This is a genomic window from Bacillus cereus group sp. N11, assembly GCF_016483605.1.
GTDB lineage: Bacteria > Bacillota > Bacilli > Bacillales > Bacillaceae_G > Bacillus_A > Bacillus_A toyonensis.
This window is the reverse complement of the sequence record NZ_JAEHBN010000001.1, coordinates 83,777-99,587: the sequence shown is the minus strand read 5'-3', so window position 1 is coordinate 99,587 and position 15,811 is coordinate 83,777. Positions and strand designations below refer to the sequence as shown.

Below are 15,811 nucleotides of genomic sequence, written 5' to 3'. Positions count from 1 at the left end.
ATTCCTTTTTAATACGTTACATGAAATTTTATGTAAAATCATTGCTACAAAGTACATAAATGTTTGTTATTATAGTAGTGTTGATGATTTGTAAGGAAAGGAACTAACTATATAATGAATAAAAGCATATTAATTATTGATGATGATAAAGATATTGTAGAGTTACTCGCTGTTTATTTACGAAATGAAGGATATAACATTTTTAAAGCTTATGACGGTGATGAAGCAATACAAATGATATCTGCATATGAAGTTGACCTCATGATTTTGGACATTATGATGCCAAAGCGAAATGGATTAGAAGTTTGTCAGGAAGTGCGTGAAAATAATACTGTACCTATCCTTATGCTGAGTGCAAAGGCTGAAGACATGGACAAAATATTAGGGCTTATGACAGGTGCAGATGATTATATGATTAAACCGTTTAATCCACTAGAATTAGTCGCTAGAGTGAAAGCTTTGCTGAGAAGATCCACTTTCCAAAACGCTGCTACTCAAAAGAAAGACGATGGTATCATCCGTATTCGAACAGCTGAAATCCATAAGCATAATCATACTGTTAAAGTAAATAATGAATATATTAAACTTACATCTATTGAATTTGATATTTTATATTTACTAGCGAGCAATACAGGAAGAGTATTTAGTTCCGAAGAAATATTCGAACGTGTTTGGAATGAAGATGGTTATGGCTCAAATAAAACTGTAATGGTTCATATTAGTAATTTACGGGATAAACTTGAAACAGTAATGAATGGAGAAAAATTTATTCATACTGTTTGGGGAGTAGGCTATAAAATTGAGAAATGAAGCATTTGATATTTTAAAAGATATCCCAAAATGGAAGATAATTTTTTGGTTTTTATTAGCTATCACTCTTACACCTATTACTGAATTAATTATATATCGCCTCATTACGAGTGTAATCGAGAGTTCACTTACTCTAACCGAACTCGGTAAAGAATTCATTCGGATTTTTGGTTATGAAAAGTATAAAGGGATTAAAGAATCTTTATGGATGATGATTGTTTCTTATTTATTTTTATTTTCTATTTTTTCATCCTATCTATATATTTTTTATCGTCACGAGAGAAAGCTTTACTATGAAACTTGTATTAAAAAAATGATAGAAGAGATTCGTTATATTGCAAATGGAAATTTCAATCATAAAGTTTCCATCGTAAATCATAATTATTTAGAAGAGTTAGCGACTGGGGTCAATCAAATTGTTGAACAATTAAAAGAGTCAATTGACGAAGAAAGACAGGCAGAACAAGCAAAAAGCGAACTAATTACAAATGTATCACATGATTTACGTACTCCCCTTACATCAATAGTTGGATACGTGAATTTAATCCATCATGATAATTATAGAGATGAAGTGGAATTACGTCATTACATACAAGTCATTTATGGTAAAGTAACACGTCTAAATGCATTAATGAATGACTTGTTTGAATACACCCGTGTTCAAAATAAAGAGTTAAGTTTATATTCTGCTCCCATTGATATTGTAGAGCTACTTGGACAATTAACTGTTCAATTCCGAATACAAGTGCAAGAAGCAAATATCGAATGCCGCCCTTCTTTCCCCTCTCAAAAACTCATGGTATTAGCTGATGGAGACAAATTAGTGCGTGTATTTGAAAATCTTATTATAAACGCTATCGCTTATGGAAACGAAGGTGGTTATATTGACCTTACCGCTTATGAAAGCAATAATATGATTACAATTGATATAACAAATTATGGACAACCTATTCCTAGTACAGATTTACCTCATATTTTTGAACGTTTTTATCGTGTTGAAAAATCACGTTCAACAAACACTGGTGGATCAGGACTCGGATTAGCAATTGCAAAAAGTATTGTCGAACTGCATAAAGGAACGATTGAAGTATATAGTGATGACAAGAAAACAACTTTCACTGTAAAACTACTACCATATAAAAATTAATACACCATAATTTTAGGTTCAATTTCTAATATGATAAGAAATTGAACCTTTTATTTTCCATTAATATCCAAAATTTAATAATCTTTTATAATTCTTTAGAAATTCTTTACCTTTTCTTTCTTCCTAATTAAGCATTCCTTTTTACAATATTATTATTGATGTCATAGTAGGAGGATCGCTTATGCAATTCTTGAAAAAATTCACAATTTTATTATTATCTTTTATTATTACTGCACTTATCGTTTTATATTTTTATCTTTATGTAAATGGTCCAATTATTCAAGCTAAATCAGCTATTTTAATAGATGCTAATTCAGGTGAAGTTATTTATAAAAAAATGAAGAAACCCCTATACAATCAGCTACTTTGTCTAAATTAATGACAGAGTATATCGTATTGGAACAACTGAATGACGGCAAAATACAGTTAGACGAATCCGTAAAAATAAGTAACGAATTATTCCAAGCGGAAACGACTCCTATACAAGTAACAGCAAAGGATAAAACGACGGTTCGTGATTTACTTCATGCATTGCTTTTAACAGGAAATAATCGTTCTGCACTCGCACTGGCAGAACACATTGGTGGAAATGAAGATAACTTTACAACGTTAATGAATGAAAAAGCAAAACAGCTACAGTTATCACAGCCATCTCCTTTTCTAAACTCTACTGGAGCTAATCAAGATACAAATAAACAATCGAATACAACAGCGAAAGATGCAGCTAAACTAGCAACGCATTTAGTAAAAGATTTCCCTAATGTACTGAATATGACGAAACTAACCTCTTACCAATTTACCTTCAAAAATTTTCAAGTTTTCAACACAAATAAAATGATTTATTCCCTCAATGAAAACATTAAACTCCAAGGTGTTGATGGCTTGCAAACTAGTTTTTCAACTAACGGTAATAATAGTTTTGTCGGTACTGCAAAACTAGGAGATACTAGGCTTATTTCAGTAATATTAGAATCCGATGAAGAAAACACTACTTTTATTGAAACAAAAAAATTACTTCAGTACGGTTTTGAACCTTCCTCGTACTCTGCACTCCAAGCTTTTAAAGATACTCTTACATCTTGGGCAATATTGCTACAGTTTAAAAATTTAATCATACAAACAATGATGATCTTTTTCATTATTACAATTTTAATGTTTTTACATTTACGTCAAAGAAAATCCGAGGATTTCAACTAAGAAATCTTCTTACATATAAAAACCGACTTGCGTTTACAGTACAAGTCGGTTTTTACGTCTATAATCCTCTTCCAATTAAATTCGCTGAAACGGGCTGAAGATTTAACTCTCTTGCCCATATTGATAGCTGACCTATATGATGAATTTCATGTACGATAACATGTCGTAACACTTCACCATACTTGTACTCTTTATCCGTCCATGAAACTTTTAATATTTTATTCTCTAAGTCTTCTGTCCACGATTGTAAAAATCCCTCTAAATCCTTATTATACAAATGAGATAATGCTTTCACTTTTTGAATAGATTGATAATCCTTAAATTGCTGCTCATCTACTTCTTTTCCTTTCAAATCACAAATCCAGCTATACTCAACATCTACAATATGAAATAATGTTTCTAATATACTTCCAACACCACCAACACGTTTGCGAAGTAATTCTTCCACTGTAAGTTGTTCACACCACTTAAACCAATCTTCTCTTACTTGCCAGTTATATTGAAATACAGTGTACACATTTATCTCTCCCCTACCCCAAGTATCCACTTAACAGCACCTATAATATAATGTGGCTCATCCTTTTGTATATAGTGACCGCTATGTTCTGAAATTATAAATTTATTTTTACTGGATAATTGTAATAATTCTCTTTGTAATTGTAACCATTTCAGTTGTGCAGCTTGCGAATAAAAAGCTTTTTTACCAGCAGCTAGCACGACAAGGGGAATATCGCTCATTGATTTACAATGTCTATCTGCTTCACCTAGACTAAACATAAACTCTTCATATGAACTTTCATATGCAAATTGTTTATAGTAAGCTTCTTGAAATTCTGGAGACATGATTGGCAAAAATACTTCTTTATAATTTTCTGGTGTCGAATCAACCAAAACTGTTCCCAACATTTCCTCGGGATAAAAAACCGTAAATAACCGTGCATTTATACCACCAAAAGAATGCCCTACAAAAATATAAGGTGGCTTCAGTTGTAAAAGATTTAAACATGTTCTTAAATCTTTTACCATTTCAGAACTAATACGTTGCTTGGAACTCTTCCCACTTTTCCCTAATCCAGCTCGATCATATGTAAGTATCGTCCCAAATTCCGTCAGTCTTTCAGCAATATAATCCCATGCCTTTGAATAATCCCCGTAGCCTGATTCCATTATAATAACAGGCTGCCACTTCTTTCCTTGGAATACTTTCGTATACATTTTAAAATCATCAACTTGTACATATTCCTCTATACATTTAACCATCGACAATCACTTCTCTTCGGTCAAGTTCCTCAACAACATGATTAATTATTTCACTTACAGAAAAAGATCCATCCAATACGATATCTGAATTCGGTTTAACAGTATGAATTGCCTCTAAATAAGCTTTTCTCGCATGTGCCATGTAATGTTTTAAATCATTATGTATTTCACTCATAGTATCTTCTTTAAAATCTCGTAAAATTCTTCTAGCCATTGCAATATCTAAAGGTGTGTCAATAAATATAGTTACATCAATGAACTGCCCCATTTCTCTATTTAAGTATGCAAAAGGATAATCTACAATAATATAGTCTAATTTACTATCTCGTATAAGATGCTGAATATCATGAATTAATGGTGTAAGTATCCACTCGTCATAATTCGCTCCATCATCAATCCATTTACAAATATCAGCAGGACAGTTATCAAAGTTATAACTATCAAAAAATAGCGCTTTTGAATTTGTTAACTCATGAGTTAAACTTTCTGTAATAGTAGTTTTACCTCCCCCTGAAACAGCTGCAATTGTGATTACTATAGTCTTTCTATTCATAATTTCCCACCAATCCCTTTTAATTAACATAATAAAATTATAAGAAACTATTATTTTTTATTATTCCATTCATATTCTAGCATACTCATTTCCCATAAATTCCAATACGTTTCTCCTACTTTTTTTGAATCTCTTAATAAACCTTCTTTTACAAATCCTATTTTTTCATAACAAGAAATGGCCGACGTATTAAAATCATACACGCCAAGAGTTACTCTATGTAGTTTTAATTCTTCAAACGCAATATGAAGTACTGCTTTCATCATATGTTTTCCTATTGAACGTCCTCTCATTTTCGTATTACCAACTAACACTTTTCCAATTCTCGCAGACTTATTTATATCGTCTATTTGACCAAGTGAAATATGACCAAGTACTTCTTCAGTCTTTTCATCTATTACTTTGAAAGCGAGTGTATTTGCACTTTCTATATATTTCTCTAATTGCTGTTCGTTTAAAGGATATGTAAATGCATTTCCTGACCACTGTATTAAAAATTGTTCGGAATGAATCCAATTTATTAATTGTTTGAAATCAGATCTTTTAAAGGGCACTAATTTAATCACTCTCATTCTCCTTTCGTACATCACTCTTTATAGCCTCAAACTTATTTCTATATAAAGAATATATTCTCCTTTTATACGAAATTAAAATAAAGCCATTCATCAGAATGGCTTTACAAACAAAGCATAATTATGCTTTATTTGCTACGTCAACACCATTAAAATCAAACTCTGCAGTAACCGTTGTAACAGGAGGGAAAATTGCTTCAATTTTGCAAATGGAGATAATTACTGCAACAGATCCAGGAATAGCTGCAAGCTTAACTACATCACAACTTACAGACGAAACAGTACCTACATAAGTACGTCCCTCTGTATTAATTTGAACTGTGCGATTAATTAATTTCTTAAGCTCATCTCTAATTCCTTGCACACAAGAATTATCACATTTCTCATGCTTTTCTTTGTTACACTCTTCGAATATCTCCCAACAATCATCCTGTTTACATGTACACTTCTTTTTACAATTATTAAATCGAGAACCCAAAACCTCACCCCCTAATCCTTTCTATTAGTAAAGTATGTCCACTAGCTTAAAAGTGTACGAGGCAAACACATAGAAAGAAAAAAACAAACAATTGTACTAAACATTTTTTCTTTATTAATTATAAAAACAATTCTTTAACAGTTAGCGGCTTGTTTAATGAGGGGACTTGGATTTAATTCTGCTGAATTTAAAGTTTAGATAACCTCTTTATCAAATGAATCTTTTTTTCTTTTAATAAGCCAGCTCCTTTAAGAGTTAGCTGTTTTTCCTATTACTTTACATATACATAGGCTTTGTTTGCAGTAATATAATATATTTTTTCTCTGCTGTTTTGAAATATACATTCAGAAAAACGTACTCCAAAATTAGATATTATTTATAATCAGAATGTTTTCTTCAACATGTGTTTATTGATAAATGTCATAACCAGTAATTCTCTCCACTATCTCTTGGAAATTAGCATAGTTTTTATGAATTCTATATGTAGTAGAAAGCACTCTATCATATAAAGATAAAATAATAGGTTTATAAACAAGCCATTTCTTCACTAAAACATAGAATGATAGTAATCCTATTTGAAGGGAGGTATAAAAAAATGTCCTGGAATAATGATTGCTGGAGTTCGAAGAAACGGCATTGTTGTGATGACTGGTGGAAGTCTAAAGAAAAGCATCATTGTGATGATGATTGGAGTTCTAAGGAAAAGCATTGTAATGATGATTGGTGGAAGTCTAAAGAAAAGCATCATTGTGATGATGATTGGAGTTCTAAACGAAATAAGTGTCGTTGTAAATGTTTCTTTATTTGTTGTCATTGTAAAAGAAAACATTGGTAAGATTTTAATGTTAACTTAACGGAAAGAATATGTCTTTTGGGATCGATAAATACTAGAATATAATATACAAAAAGCTGACTGAGTATAGTCGGCTTTTTGTATATTAACACGTAGAGATTTAGACTGGCATCTATAGTTACAAGTTGAGTGGAGTGTCGAAATATAAGCTGACTCTTATAAATCGACTTTGTAATTATTTCACATACACTTTATTTACAGTAGTAAGTTTTCCTTTTTGCTATGGTGCATTAAGTCCTGTAACACTTAATTTTGCATCAATAACAAACCCTCAACATACTCACTTAATCACTGCGACAACATAGGGTTTATCATTTCACGTTTACTATGAGTTACCCATATCTTATATTTTGTGTAACTAGCCCAAACGCTAAATCCCTTGTTATTCCTAGCATCATAACATTTTATCTTTCTAGTTACACATGCATTAACAATGAGCAACTAGAAATTAGCATCCGTGTCATTCTTCTCTGTCTATCGCATGAGCTCTTCCATGTAACTAAAAAATACACCTTAAATGAGTGGTCCTTTATGTAAGTGAATAAAAAGATTACATTATCCCTCCAAATGTAATTGTTCCTAGTAAGCCTAATAAAACAAATCCTGTCAAACAAACAAAATCAGCAAGACAAATGGAAGACTGTGATAACGGAACAAATGACCTACTTGTATTAGATCCATAATGTTTTATTTTCTCATAATTTATTTCTAACATTACGTGTAGACATGATACACATTCTTCAGTTGTTTGAATAGATTCATCTTCTAATCGCTCCAATAACCTACTATTAAGAGCAAACGGAAGAGAATACTGCTTGTCTAATTTCATATTTTGGTACATTAATTGTAAACGAGATAACATATTATTTTTCTTTTTGTCAGACTTCACTTTACTTTTCATATTATTAAATTCATTTAATAACATCGTCAACTCATCTCTGCTGCCATATAAATCTTTAGCTATTCTTCTTTTTAGTTTGTACGAATAAATCATAGATTTAATCTCAATCATTGTATTACACTTCCTAATTAAATTTTATTTAACCCAATATGTTAAAAACAGTACTTTCAAATCCTATTAAAAATACACTTAAGTATCTTGATTTACTATCGATTAATATTACATTAACCTTACACAGTTGTAATAATTTCTTTAACACCCCTTCCGAACAAACATACGTTTCTTTTCGGTCAATTTTAATTCGGAAGTTAATTGCGTCATTTATAAAAACACCACTGATTTATTTTGTTAATTAAAAATAAAAAAGTGGACACCAAACTACAGAGCACTATAATAACGCCCTTTTTAGTTTGATGTCCACGGATTCTTCCAGTAGGACTAAATTTATAATTAGTATTATAGCCTTTTCTCATATTTTAGTATATTTCTCATTAGAAAAAGATTATTTTATATAGATTACTATAAGCATCCATAAAGCCAAAGCGCCAATGATAGCGAGCGCTATACGTGTAGTTAGTATCCTTAATTCAAAATCAGTTTTCTTGGAGGGTTCAGGATATACAATTATGTAAATTCCCTTTAATAATGCAAGCCATGCAATAACCGTTAGGAACCCCTGCCAGTTGAATGCCCATACATTATGTAGGATTACAGTGCCTAGCCCTAGGAAAATCGATAAAAAACCGTACATAATACCAAACCCTCTGTCTTCAACCACTAATTTTTTCAATTCACGTAATACCGATGGGCGTACGAAAAGTATTCCCGATACGATAACCGTGATCCATCCCCAAAATAATCCTAAAAAAGTGCTAATTTCCATTTTTAGTTCACTCCCCTCAATTATTTATATTTCAGATATTGCTACCTTTAGAACAATTTCAACACCTATATATTGGCTATATTTTGCTCTTTATTCATACAAATATGGCATATTCAATACCTATCCTTAATCATCTCATTCTTCGTCATTATCTATCCGAATCAACCGAAGTCGCTTTGTACTATTCCCGCACACTTTTTCATAACTTGGAGCTATCATGCACTGGAGCCAATATAATGATTTATTTGCCTTTTCACTAACCTCTACAATTGTCCCCTCTGTAATAAAATGATCACCTTGATACAATGTATACTCGCTTATCCCATGGAATCATCATTATTCCCTTCCCTTTTAAAATAGCGTTTTTATTTCAAATGATACTCCTATTAATTTAAACGGATTTTTCAATGTTTTTACCCAAAAATTCGTGATATCGTTAATTAGTCGAGTACTTCATTACTTGATGATTATCCTTAGGAGCCTCGCAGACAATCGGTGTTTCTTTTATGTAAATAAGGATTTTGTTTAAACTTTACGATATGCAACTATATTAAAATATCTTCTAAAATTCCCATTAAACATTTATAATACTTTTAAACGGTTTAAATTCTACAATCAGTAATGGAGGCATTTTAATGGGAAACATCCCAAAAGTATCATCACACCAATCAAATTCTAATATACCCTCACAGCAAGTGAACCCTAATACACAACAAGGTAATAGAAAAAAAACAAGACGCCGTATTATAACTACTTTGGCTATTATGGTACCTATAATTTTTGTCCTTCAATATTCTCTGAATAACCAACAAGAAATGATTAAAGAAAAACAAATCACGCTGAATACGGAACAACAAAAATTATCTTCTGTAAAGAAGGATGGCCATTCCCTTAAGAATGATGTTAAAGCTTTAACAAGTAGTGAAGAAGAAATTTTAAAATTCGCAAGGAAATTGTATGGATTTTCTAAACCGAATGAAACTATATTTCAAATAACTGAATAAAATTACACTGCATTACCCAAAAGGCGATTTGAAGATAATCGCCTTTTTATATTTAATTTCTAAAGGAATCATACTACTCTCTCTTTCTATCAAATAACTATTTTGTTTACTTCATTAAAATACAACCGTTTGACATCACAGGGAATTTTTATAAGTAGTTAACTTCTCAATGTAGTTTGTGTATATAATTCCATTCAAAGATGCATAATACCCACGTAACTATTTAAAAACACTTCGTTTTTATATCAAAGTTCAAAAAGGAGCTACATAACATGGATAAAAAAGATTTATTAAGTCAACAACTTGATCATGTATCATCTGATGCGCTGAATACTCCTAGTAAAGCCCAAGAGCAAATGCAAGAAACATCTCAGCAGGCACATAATTCAAACAAAAAGGGCAATACTCAATCTTTACATGTTGAAGATTTACCAAATTAAGACGTATATAGAATAACGAACAAATACTAAATTTTAAGGGGAAAAATTCTTAAGAACGAGTGAACTTAATTTTTTCCCTTTTCCTATTACATAACACTTTAATAGGAAATACGTACACATTTTTGACACATTCCCTATCACAATCTCCTGAAAATTCGTGATAATATTAATTTGTCGAATACGCCAAATTTCGACATTGCACGACAATACTATCTCCCTTAGTGAATCCCTGTCCCCCAGGGATTTCTCCTTTTATTCATTACTTTTCGCTTCACTAAATTTTCATCCTTAACACAATTCAATCACTCCAATGAATAGACATGCCACAATCCTATTTTGATAAAAACTATAAAACAAACATACGTCGTAATAATACAAGTAGAATTTTACTACTTCAAATTTACTTCTTCTCTTTTTATAAACATGAAAAATGAGCTCCATTTACATAGAGCTCATTCCTACATTTATAATTTACTAGACTGTAGACCCTGAATATGTGGAACTACTTCTGGATTTACAAGTGATGATAAATCTCCTAATTCTTTTCCTAAGTAAGCCGCTTTGATGACGCGTCGCATTACTTTAGAATTACGTGTTTTTGGCAAATCCTCTACAACGTGGATATCCTTTGGACATAATGCTTTTCCGATATGAGAATTTACTAAACTCATTAATTCTTTCTTTAATTCTGCTGTAAATATTACACCATCTCGTAATACTACAAAGCAATGACAAACCTCACCTTTTACATCGTCAGGTACACCAATGGAAGCTGCTTCTATTACATTAATATGTTTCACAAGAATAGACTCATATTCAGCAGGCCCAATACGTTTACCAGCAATATTTAGCGTATCATCTGAACGCCCTGTAATGATATATTGTTCACCATCATAAATAACCCAGTCACCATGAACCCATTTATTTTCAAATCGTGACCAATATGTGTTCACATAACGCTCATCGTCTTCCCAGAAACTTTTCGTCATTCCAACCCAAGGTTTCTCTAAACATAATTCTCCAACTTCATCACGGATTGGTTTACCTTGATCATCAAGTACAACCGCAGCCATACCTGGTAACGATGCGTTAAAACTAATTGGTGCGATTGGCTTAATCAGAACATTACCGAAAATCCCACCAGAAATTTCAGTTCCGCCTGAATAGTTACAGATTGGCACTTTTCCTTTTCCAACTGTTTCAAACAGCCACATCCATGGATCAGGATTCCAAGGCTCTCCTGTTGATGCGAATACTTCTAAACTCTTTAAAGAATGTTTATTCACATACTCATCACCTTTTGCCATTAATGCACGGATTAACGTTGGCGAAATACCGAGATGAGTAATTTCATATTTATCAACCGTCTCCCATAAGCGATCTGCTTCTGGAAAGTCTGGAACACCTTCGTACATAACCATCGTTGCACCATTTATGAGTGAACCGAATAATAAAAATGGCCCCATCATCCAGCCCATATCAGTTACCCATAATACACGATCACCTTGTTTAATATTCATTCCAAATCCTGCATCAAAAGCTGCTTTCAAAGGAAATCCTGCATGCGTGTGTACCGTTCCTTTCGGCTTACCAGTCGTTCCTGATGTATATATGAGCATTAAAGGATCATCACTATGCATTTCTTCGGCATGTATGAATGGTTTTTCTTTTTCTAGCGTACTCCATGAAAAGTCATAATGATGCGGTGTAAAATCATTTCCTGCATGACGAACAATTACCACCTTTTCAACAGTCGGGCAATGTTCACAAGCTTTATCTACTTCATCCTTTAAAGAAACAATTTTCCCGCGGCGTGAAAATCCATCTGCGGTAATAATCATTTTTGAACCAGCTGCTTGTACGCGTGTCATAACTGCATCCGAAGCAAATCCCGAAAATATTGGTGAAATAATTGCTCCGATTTTCATTACAGCTAGCATCGCAACAACTGTTTCCGGAATCATCGGCATATAAATTGTTACACGATCGCCCTTCTCAATACCCGCTTGTTTCAAACCATTGGCAACACGGCTTACCCAATTGTCAAGCTCTTCATATGTAAATGATTTTGAAGTTCCATTTTCCCCTTCGTACTGAAGTGCTGGCTGTTTTCTTGTCACTTCATCCGCAATCCAGCGGGATAAAGCTGATTCTACAACGTTACATGTTCCACCATTATACCACTGTGCAAATGGCGTACCATTTTCTAAATCTAACACTTCTGTATAAGGTTTCATCCATTGATAGCCAACTGCTTTTTCTGCCTCTCCCCAAAACCAAGCTGTTTCCTCAATAGATTTATTATAAAAAGTTTCATAGTCTTCATATCCCAATGATTTCATCCAACCATATAAACGTGTTTTTTCCTTATACTCTTCTGTTGGAAACCAAACTGCTTGTTTCAATGTTTTCCCCTCCTTGAATTTTTGAGCAAGAAAGCCCTAAATAGGGCTTTTAAACTGGATATACAGGATGCTTACGATCCGTGAATACTTGATATTTACTCATATACATTTCGAAACGCCCTTTTAACTCTTCACGTAAATTGTTTGGATGAACAATACCATCAATCACCATCTCTGATGCTAAATGATAAATATCAATATCTTTCTTATACTCTTCACGTTTTTCAGCAATGAAGCTTGCACGCTCTTCTTCTGGTAAAGCCGCAATTTTATTTGCATATACAGCATTGACCGCTGCTTCTGGACCCATTACAGCAATAGAAGCTGTCGGTAATGCTAAGCAGCAATCTGGTTCAAATGCCGGACCTGCCATTGCATATAAACCAGCTCCATATGCTTTTCGAACAATGATAGAAATTTTCGGTACAGTTGCTTCACTCATTGCAGAAATCATTTTTGCACCGTGACGAATAATACCAGCGCGCTCTACTTTCGTACCAATCATAAATCCTGGTACATCTGCAAGGAATAATAATGGAATATGGTATGCATCGCATAAATTAATAAACTTCGCTGCTTTATCAGCTGAATCGTGGAATAAAACGCCACCTTTCATACGCGGCTGATTTGCAATAATACCTATTGGCTTACCATCAATGCGTGCTAAACCTGTAATGAGTTCTTGAGCAAATAATTTTTTCACTTCAAAGAATGAGCCGTCATCTATAATTCTGTTAATCAGATCTTTCATATTGAAAGGAGCATTTTGATTTTCTGGAATGATTTGTTCTAACGTTTTATCGAACTGTTTCGGTTCTTGAGGTGTCATCAATGGAGTCTTTTCTAAGTAGTTGCTTGGAAAATATGAAATGTATTGTCTAGCCTGTGTAATTGCATCTTCTTCTGTCTTACATAAAACGTCTCCGCATCCTGATACTGAGCAATGCATACGAGCCCCGCCCATTTCTTCTAAAGTTACCTTCTCACCGATAACCATTTCAGCCATACGTGGAGATCCTAAATACATAGATGCATTACCTTCCACCATCATAACAACGTCACAAAAAGCTGGAATATATGCACCACCAGCAGCAGAAGGACCAAATAATAAACAAATTTGCGGAACTTTACCTGATAATTTCACTTGGTTATAAAAGATTCTTCCCGCACCGCGGCGCCCTGGGAACATTTCTACTTGATCTGTAATACGCGCTCCAGCAGAGTCAACTAAATAAAATAATGGAACACGTAACTTTTCAGCCGTTTCTTGAATACGTAAAATCTTTTCAACTGTACGAGCTCCCCATGATCCGGCTTTCACAGTTGAATCATTTGCCATTACGCACGCAGTACGCCCATGTATTTTACCAGTTGCAGTTACAACACCATCAGCCGGTAACCCTGTTTGCTCACAATTTGCAAATAATGCATCTTCTACATATTCGCCATTATCAAATAGAAGAGCTAAACGATCTCGAACAAATAGTTTTCCTTTTGCTTTGTTTTGTTCATGATATTTCGGTGCTCCACCTTGTTTAATCGTTTCAACTCGTTCTTCAAAATTATTTGATTGTTGTTTTTGATCTAACACATTTACTCCCCCTTATACATCGGTTTGCGTTTTTCCTTAAATGCCTGTAATCCTTCTAATCTATCTTCCGTATGGATTACACCCTCGTACGCCTGTTTTTCCATTTGTAATCCGGTATGTAAATCTACTTGAACACCATTAGAAATTGCTTCTTTTGCTAATCGAACTGCAATAGGACCATTACTAGCAATTTGATTTGCAATTTCAATCGCTTTCTCTTCTAGTAAATCAGCTGGTACGACGAATTCTACTAAACCATATTCTTTCGCTTCTTGCGCCGAAATACGTCTTCCTGTATAAATTAATTCTTTCGCTCTACCAACACCAATTAATCTCGGTAAACGCTGCGTACCACCTGCTCCAGGTATAATTGCAAGGGTAGTTTCAGTCAGACCAAGGCTTGCATTTTCAGAAGCAATTCTAAAGTCACAGGCTAAACTCAATTCCGTACCACCACCAAGAGCAATTCCATTAATAGCTGCAATAACTGGTTGTGGTAATTGTTCCACCATTTCCATAGTAGTACGAATCATACCAACCGCATGGCGAACTTGCTCTTCATTCATACCAGCTCGTTCTTTTAAATCTGCGCCAGCACAAAACGCTTTTTCACCAGCCCCTGTTAAAATAACTACACGTGTATTTGACTCTTCACTTATTTCCGTTAATATTGTTTGCAATTCTTCTAATAACGCTAAAGATAAAGAATTTGCTTGTCTTTCACGATATAACGAAATCTTTACAACATGCGGTGTTACATAGTCAACTGAAATATTTTGTAATTGTAGCATCTTCTCACCTACTTATCGTTTTATGTTGAAGCGCTCTATACACATGACTGGGTAATTGGATATTTAACTTACTTTGAATAAATTGACTAGCTCTCCATAACTTTTCTTCGTCTATATTTGTTTGGACACCTAACTTATGGAGCATATGCACTAAATCATCAGTTGCAACATTTCCTGATGCTCCCGGTGCATATGGACATCCCCCGAGTCCACCACAAGAACTATCAAACGTTGTAATACCGTGTTCTAAAGACTTCACTACATTTGCAAGTGCCATCCCATACGTATTATGAAAATGCATTGCAAACTGCGAAGCATCATATTTCTTTAATAGATGTTCTAATACTTGTTCTACTTGTAATGGATTCGCTACACCAATCGTGTCACCGAGAGAAACTTCATAAATGCCGTATGAAAATAGTTGATTACATATTTCATCAACTGCTGTGGCACTTATATCTCCCTCATACGGACATCCAAATACAGTAGAAACATAACCTCTAACCTTTTTCCCTTCGAATATTGCCTGTTTTGTTATATCTTCAATAACAGTTAATGCTTCTTTAATTGATTTATTAATATTACTTTTATTATGAGATTCACTCGCTGATAAAAAAACATTCACCTCATCTACATTTTGCAAAAAAGCTCGTTCCAAACCATTTTGATTTGGAACAAGCGCAGCATATGTAACATTGGGATCCCTTTTTAGCTCAGAAAAGACATCATTTGCATCCGCTAAGGCAGGAACCCATTTTGGGTGAACGAATGAGGAAACTTCAACGTACGACAATCCGGCTTCTGTAAGTAGTTGAATCCATTTTACTTTATCTTTTGTGCCAACAATCTTTTTTTCATTCTGTAAGCCATCACGTGGCCCTACTTCTTTAATGACAGCAAAATTAGGTAGTTTCAATTCGCTTCCC

Annotated in this window: 16 protein-coding genes and 1 pseudogene; 6 read left to right on the top strand and 11 right to left on the bottom strand. The window is 33.5% G+C overall.

Annotation, left to right across the window (positions count from 1 at the left end; all coding sequences use genetic code 11):
- Window positions 1-114: 114 nt before the first annotated feature.
- The 3 genes and pseudogenes from JDS98_RS00490 (at window position 115) to JDS98_RS00480 (ending at window position 3,154) form a co-directional block, all read left to right on the top strand.
- Window positions 115-810: a response regulator transcription factor gene (locus JDS98_RS00490; RefSeq protein WP_001043192.1), complete on the top strand. Its 696-nt coding sequence runs from the start codon at window positions 115-117 to the stop codon at window positions 808-810.
- Window positions 800-1,957, top strand: coding sequence for a sensor histidine kinase (locus JDS98_RS00485; RefSeq protein ID WP_001243279.1), 1,158 nt, complete (start codon window positions 800-802; stop codon window positions 1,955-1,957). Before JDS98_RS00490 ends, JDS98_RS00485 begins: the two co-directional genes overlap by 11 nt.
- A gap of 181 nt (window positions 1,958-2,138) precedes the next feature.
- Window positions 2,139-3,154: pseudogene (locus JDS98_RS00480) on the top strand (D-alanyl-D-alanine carboxypeptidase family protein).
- 58 nt (window positions 3,155-3,212) lie between these two features.
- On the opposite strand, the gene JDS98_RS00475 reads toward JDS98_RS00480, so the two are convergent.
- From JDS98_RS00475 to JDS98_RS00455, 5 genes are all read right to left on the bottom strand, one after another.
- Window positions 3,213-3,671 carry a DinB family protein gene (locus tag JDS98_RS00475; protein ID WP_087969220.1) on the bottom strand — a complete coding sequence of 153 codons (459 nt, stop codon included), beginning with the start codon at window positions 3,669-3,671 and terminating at the stop codon, window positions 3,213-3,215.
- A gap of 2 nt (window positions 3,672-3,673) precedes the next feature.
- Window positions 3,674-4,414: an alpha/beta fold hydrolase gene (locus tag JDS98_RS00470; RefSeq protein ID WP_199633422.1), complete on the bottom strand. Its 741-nt coding sequence runs from the start codon at window positions 4,412-4,414 to the stop codon at window positions 3,674-3,676.
- Window positions 4,407-4,967 carry a nucleoside/nucleotide kinase family protein gene (locus tag JDS98_RS00465; protein WP_001080626.1) on the bottom strand — a complete coding sequence of 187 codons (561 nt, stop codon included), beginning with the start codon at window positions 4,965-4,967 and terminating at the stop codon, window positions 4,407-4,409. The genes JDS98_RS00470 and JDS98_RS00465 overlap by 8 nt, the downstream gene beginning before the upstream one ends.
- A 50-nt stretch (window positions 4,968-5,017) precedes the next feature.
- Window positions 5,018-5,557 (bottom strand): GNAT family N-acetyltransferase, encoded by a 540-nt coding sequence (locus tag JDS98_RS00460; RefSeq protein ID WP_073990635.1) that lies wholly within the window; start codon window positions 5,555-5,557, stop codon window positions 5,018-5,020.
- Window positions 5,558-5,660: 103 nt separating this feature from the next.
- Window positions 5,661-6,017, bottom strand: coding sequence for a hypothetical protein (locus JDS98_RS00455; RefSeq protein ID WP_000535571.1), 357 nt, complete (start codon window positions 6,015-6,017; stop codon window positions 5,661-5,663).
- Window positions 6,018-6,625: 608 nt separating this feature from the next.
- On the opposite strand from JDS98_RS00455, the gene JDS98_RS00450 reads away from it, so the two are divergent.
- Window positions 6,626-6,871 carry a hypothetical protein gene (locus JDS98_RS00450; RefSeq protein ID WP_199633421.1) on the top strand — a complete coding sequence of 82 codons (246 nt, stop codon included), beginning with the start codon at window positions 6,626-6,628 and terminating at the stop codon, window positions 6,869-6,871.
- 549 nt (window positions 6,872-7,420) lie between these two features.
- Here JDS98_RS00450 and JDS98_RS00445 read toward each other — a convergent pair.
- Complete coding sequence (locus JDS98_RS00445; protein WP_000569865.1) at window positions 7,421-7,882, bottom strand: hypothetical protein; 462 nt, start codon at window positions 7,880-7,882, stop codon at window positions 7,421-7,423.
- Between the two features lie 391 nt (window positions 7,883-8,273).
- Window positions 8,274-8,654: a hypothetical protein gene (locus JDS98_RS00440; protein WP_199633420.1), complete on the bottom strand. Its 381-nt coding sequence runs from the start codon at window positions 8,652-8,654 to the stop codon at window positions 8,274-8,276.
- 635 nt (window positions 8,655-9,289) lie between these two features.
- Between JDS98_RS00440 and JDS98_RS00435 the strand changes: the two genes are divergently transcribed.
- Window positions 9,290-9,658, top strand: a complete 369-nt coding sequence (locus JDS98_RS00435; protein ID WP_000526888.1) for an FtsB family cell division protein — start codon at window positions 9,290-9,292, stop codon at window positions 9,656-9,658.
- Between the two features lie 272 nt (window positions 9,659-9,930).
- On the top strand, window positions 9,931-10,098 hold the full coding sequence (locus tag JDS98_RS00430) for a hypothetical protein (RefSeq protein ID WP_000358201.1): 168 nt from the start codon (window positions 9,931-9,933) through the stop codon (window positions 10,096-10,098).
- A gap of 464 nt (window positions 10,099-10,562) precedes the next feature.
- On the opposite strand, the gene JDS98_RS00425 is transcribed toward JDS98_RS00430, so the two are convergent.
- The 4 genes from JDS98_RS00425 to mvaB are packed head-to-tail and all read right to left on the bottom strand — an operon-like array spanning window position 10,563 to window position 15,801.
- Window positions 10,563-12,503 carry an AMP-binding protein gene (locus JDS98_RS00425; RefSeq protein ID WP_000806477.1) on the bottom strand — a complete coding sequence of 647 codons (1,941 nt, stop codon included), beginning with the start codon at window positions 12,501-12,503 and terminating at the stop codon, window positions 10,563-10,565.
- A gap of 49 nt (window positions 12,504-12,552) precedes the next feature.
- Complete coding sequence (locus JDS98_RS00420) at window positions 12,553-14,094, bottom strand: acyl-CoA carboxylase subunit beta (RefSeq protein ID WP_000886736.1); 1,542 nt, start codon at window positions 14,092-14,094, stop codon at window positions 12,553-12,555.
- Between the two features lie 2 nt (window positions 14,095-14,096).
- Entirely contained in the window at window positions 14,097-14,885 is a 789-nt protein-coding gene (locus tag JDS98_RS00415; protein WP_000939822.1) for an enoyl-CoA hydratase, read from the bottom strand.
- Window positions 14,886-14,889: 4 nt separating this feature from the next.
- Window positions 14,890-15,801, bottom strand: coding sequence for a hydroxymethylglutaryl-CoA lyase (gene mvaB, locus JDS98_RS00410; protein WP_000775420.1), 912 nt, complete (start codon window positions 15,799-15,801; stop codon window positions 14,890-14,892).
- Window positions 15,802-15,811 lie beyond the last annotated feature (10 nt).

Excerpts from the sequence above, each read along its gene's own strand:
- JDS98_RS00450 (WP_199633421.1), top strand. The coding sequence starts at position 6,626 with ATGATTGCTGGAGTTCGAAGAAACGGCATTGTTGTGATGACTGGTGGA.
- JDS98_RS00415 (WP_000939822.1), bottom strand. The coding sequence starts at position 14,885 with ATGCTACAATTACAAAATATTTCAGTTGACTATGTAACACCGCATGTT.
- JDS98_RS00440 (WP_199633420.1), bottom strand. The coding sequence starts at position 8,654 with ATGGAAATTAGCACTTTTTTAGGATTATTTTGGGGATGGATCACGGTT.
- JDS98_RS00470 (WP_199633422.1), bottom strand. The coding sequence starts at position 4,414 with ATGGTTAAATGTATAGAGGAATATGTACAAGTTGATGATTTTAAAATG.
- JDS98_RS00430 (WP_000358201.1), top strand. The coding sequence starts at position 9,931 with ATGGATAAAAAAGATTTATTAAGTCAACAACTTGATCATGTATCATCT.
- JDS98_RS00465 (WP_001080626.1), bottom strand. The coding sequence starts at position 4,967 with ATGAATAGAAAGACTATAGTAATCACAATTGCAGCTGTTTCAGGGGGA.
- JDS98_RS00435 (WP_000526888.1), top strand. The coding sequence starts at position 9,290 with ATGGGAAACATCCCAAAAGTATCATCACACCAATCAAATTCTAATATA.
- JDS98_RS00445 (WP_000569865.1), bottom strand. The coding sequence starts at position 7,882 with ATGATTGAGATTAAATCTATGATTTATTCGTACAAACTAAAAAGAAGA.
- JDS98_RS00490 (WP_001043192.1), top strand. The coding sequence starts at position 115 with ATGAATAAAAGCATATTAATTATTGATGATGATAAAGATATTGTAGAG.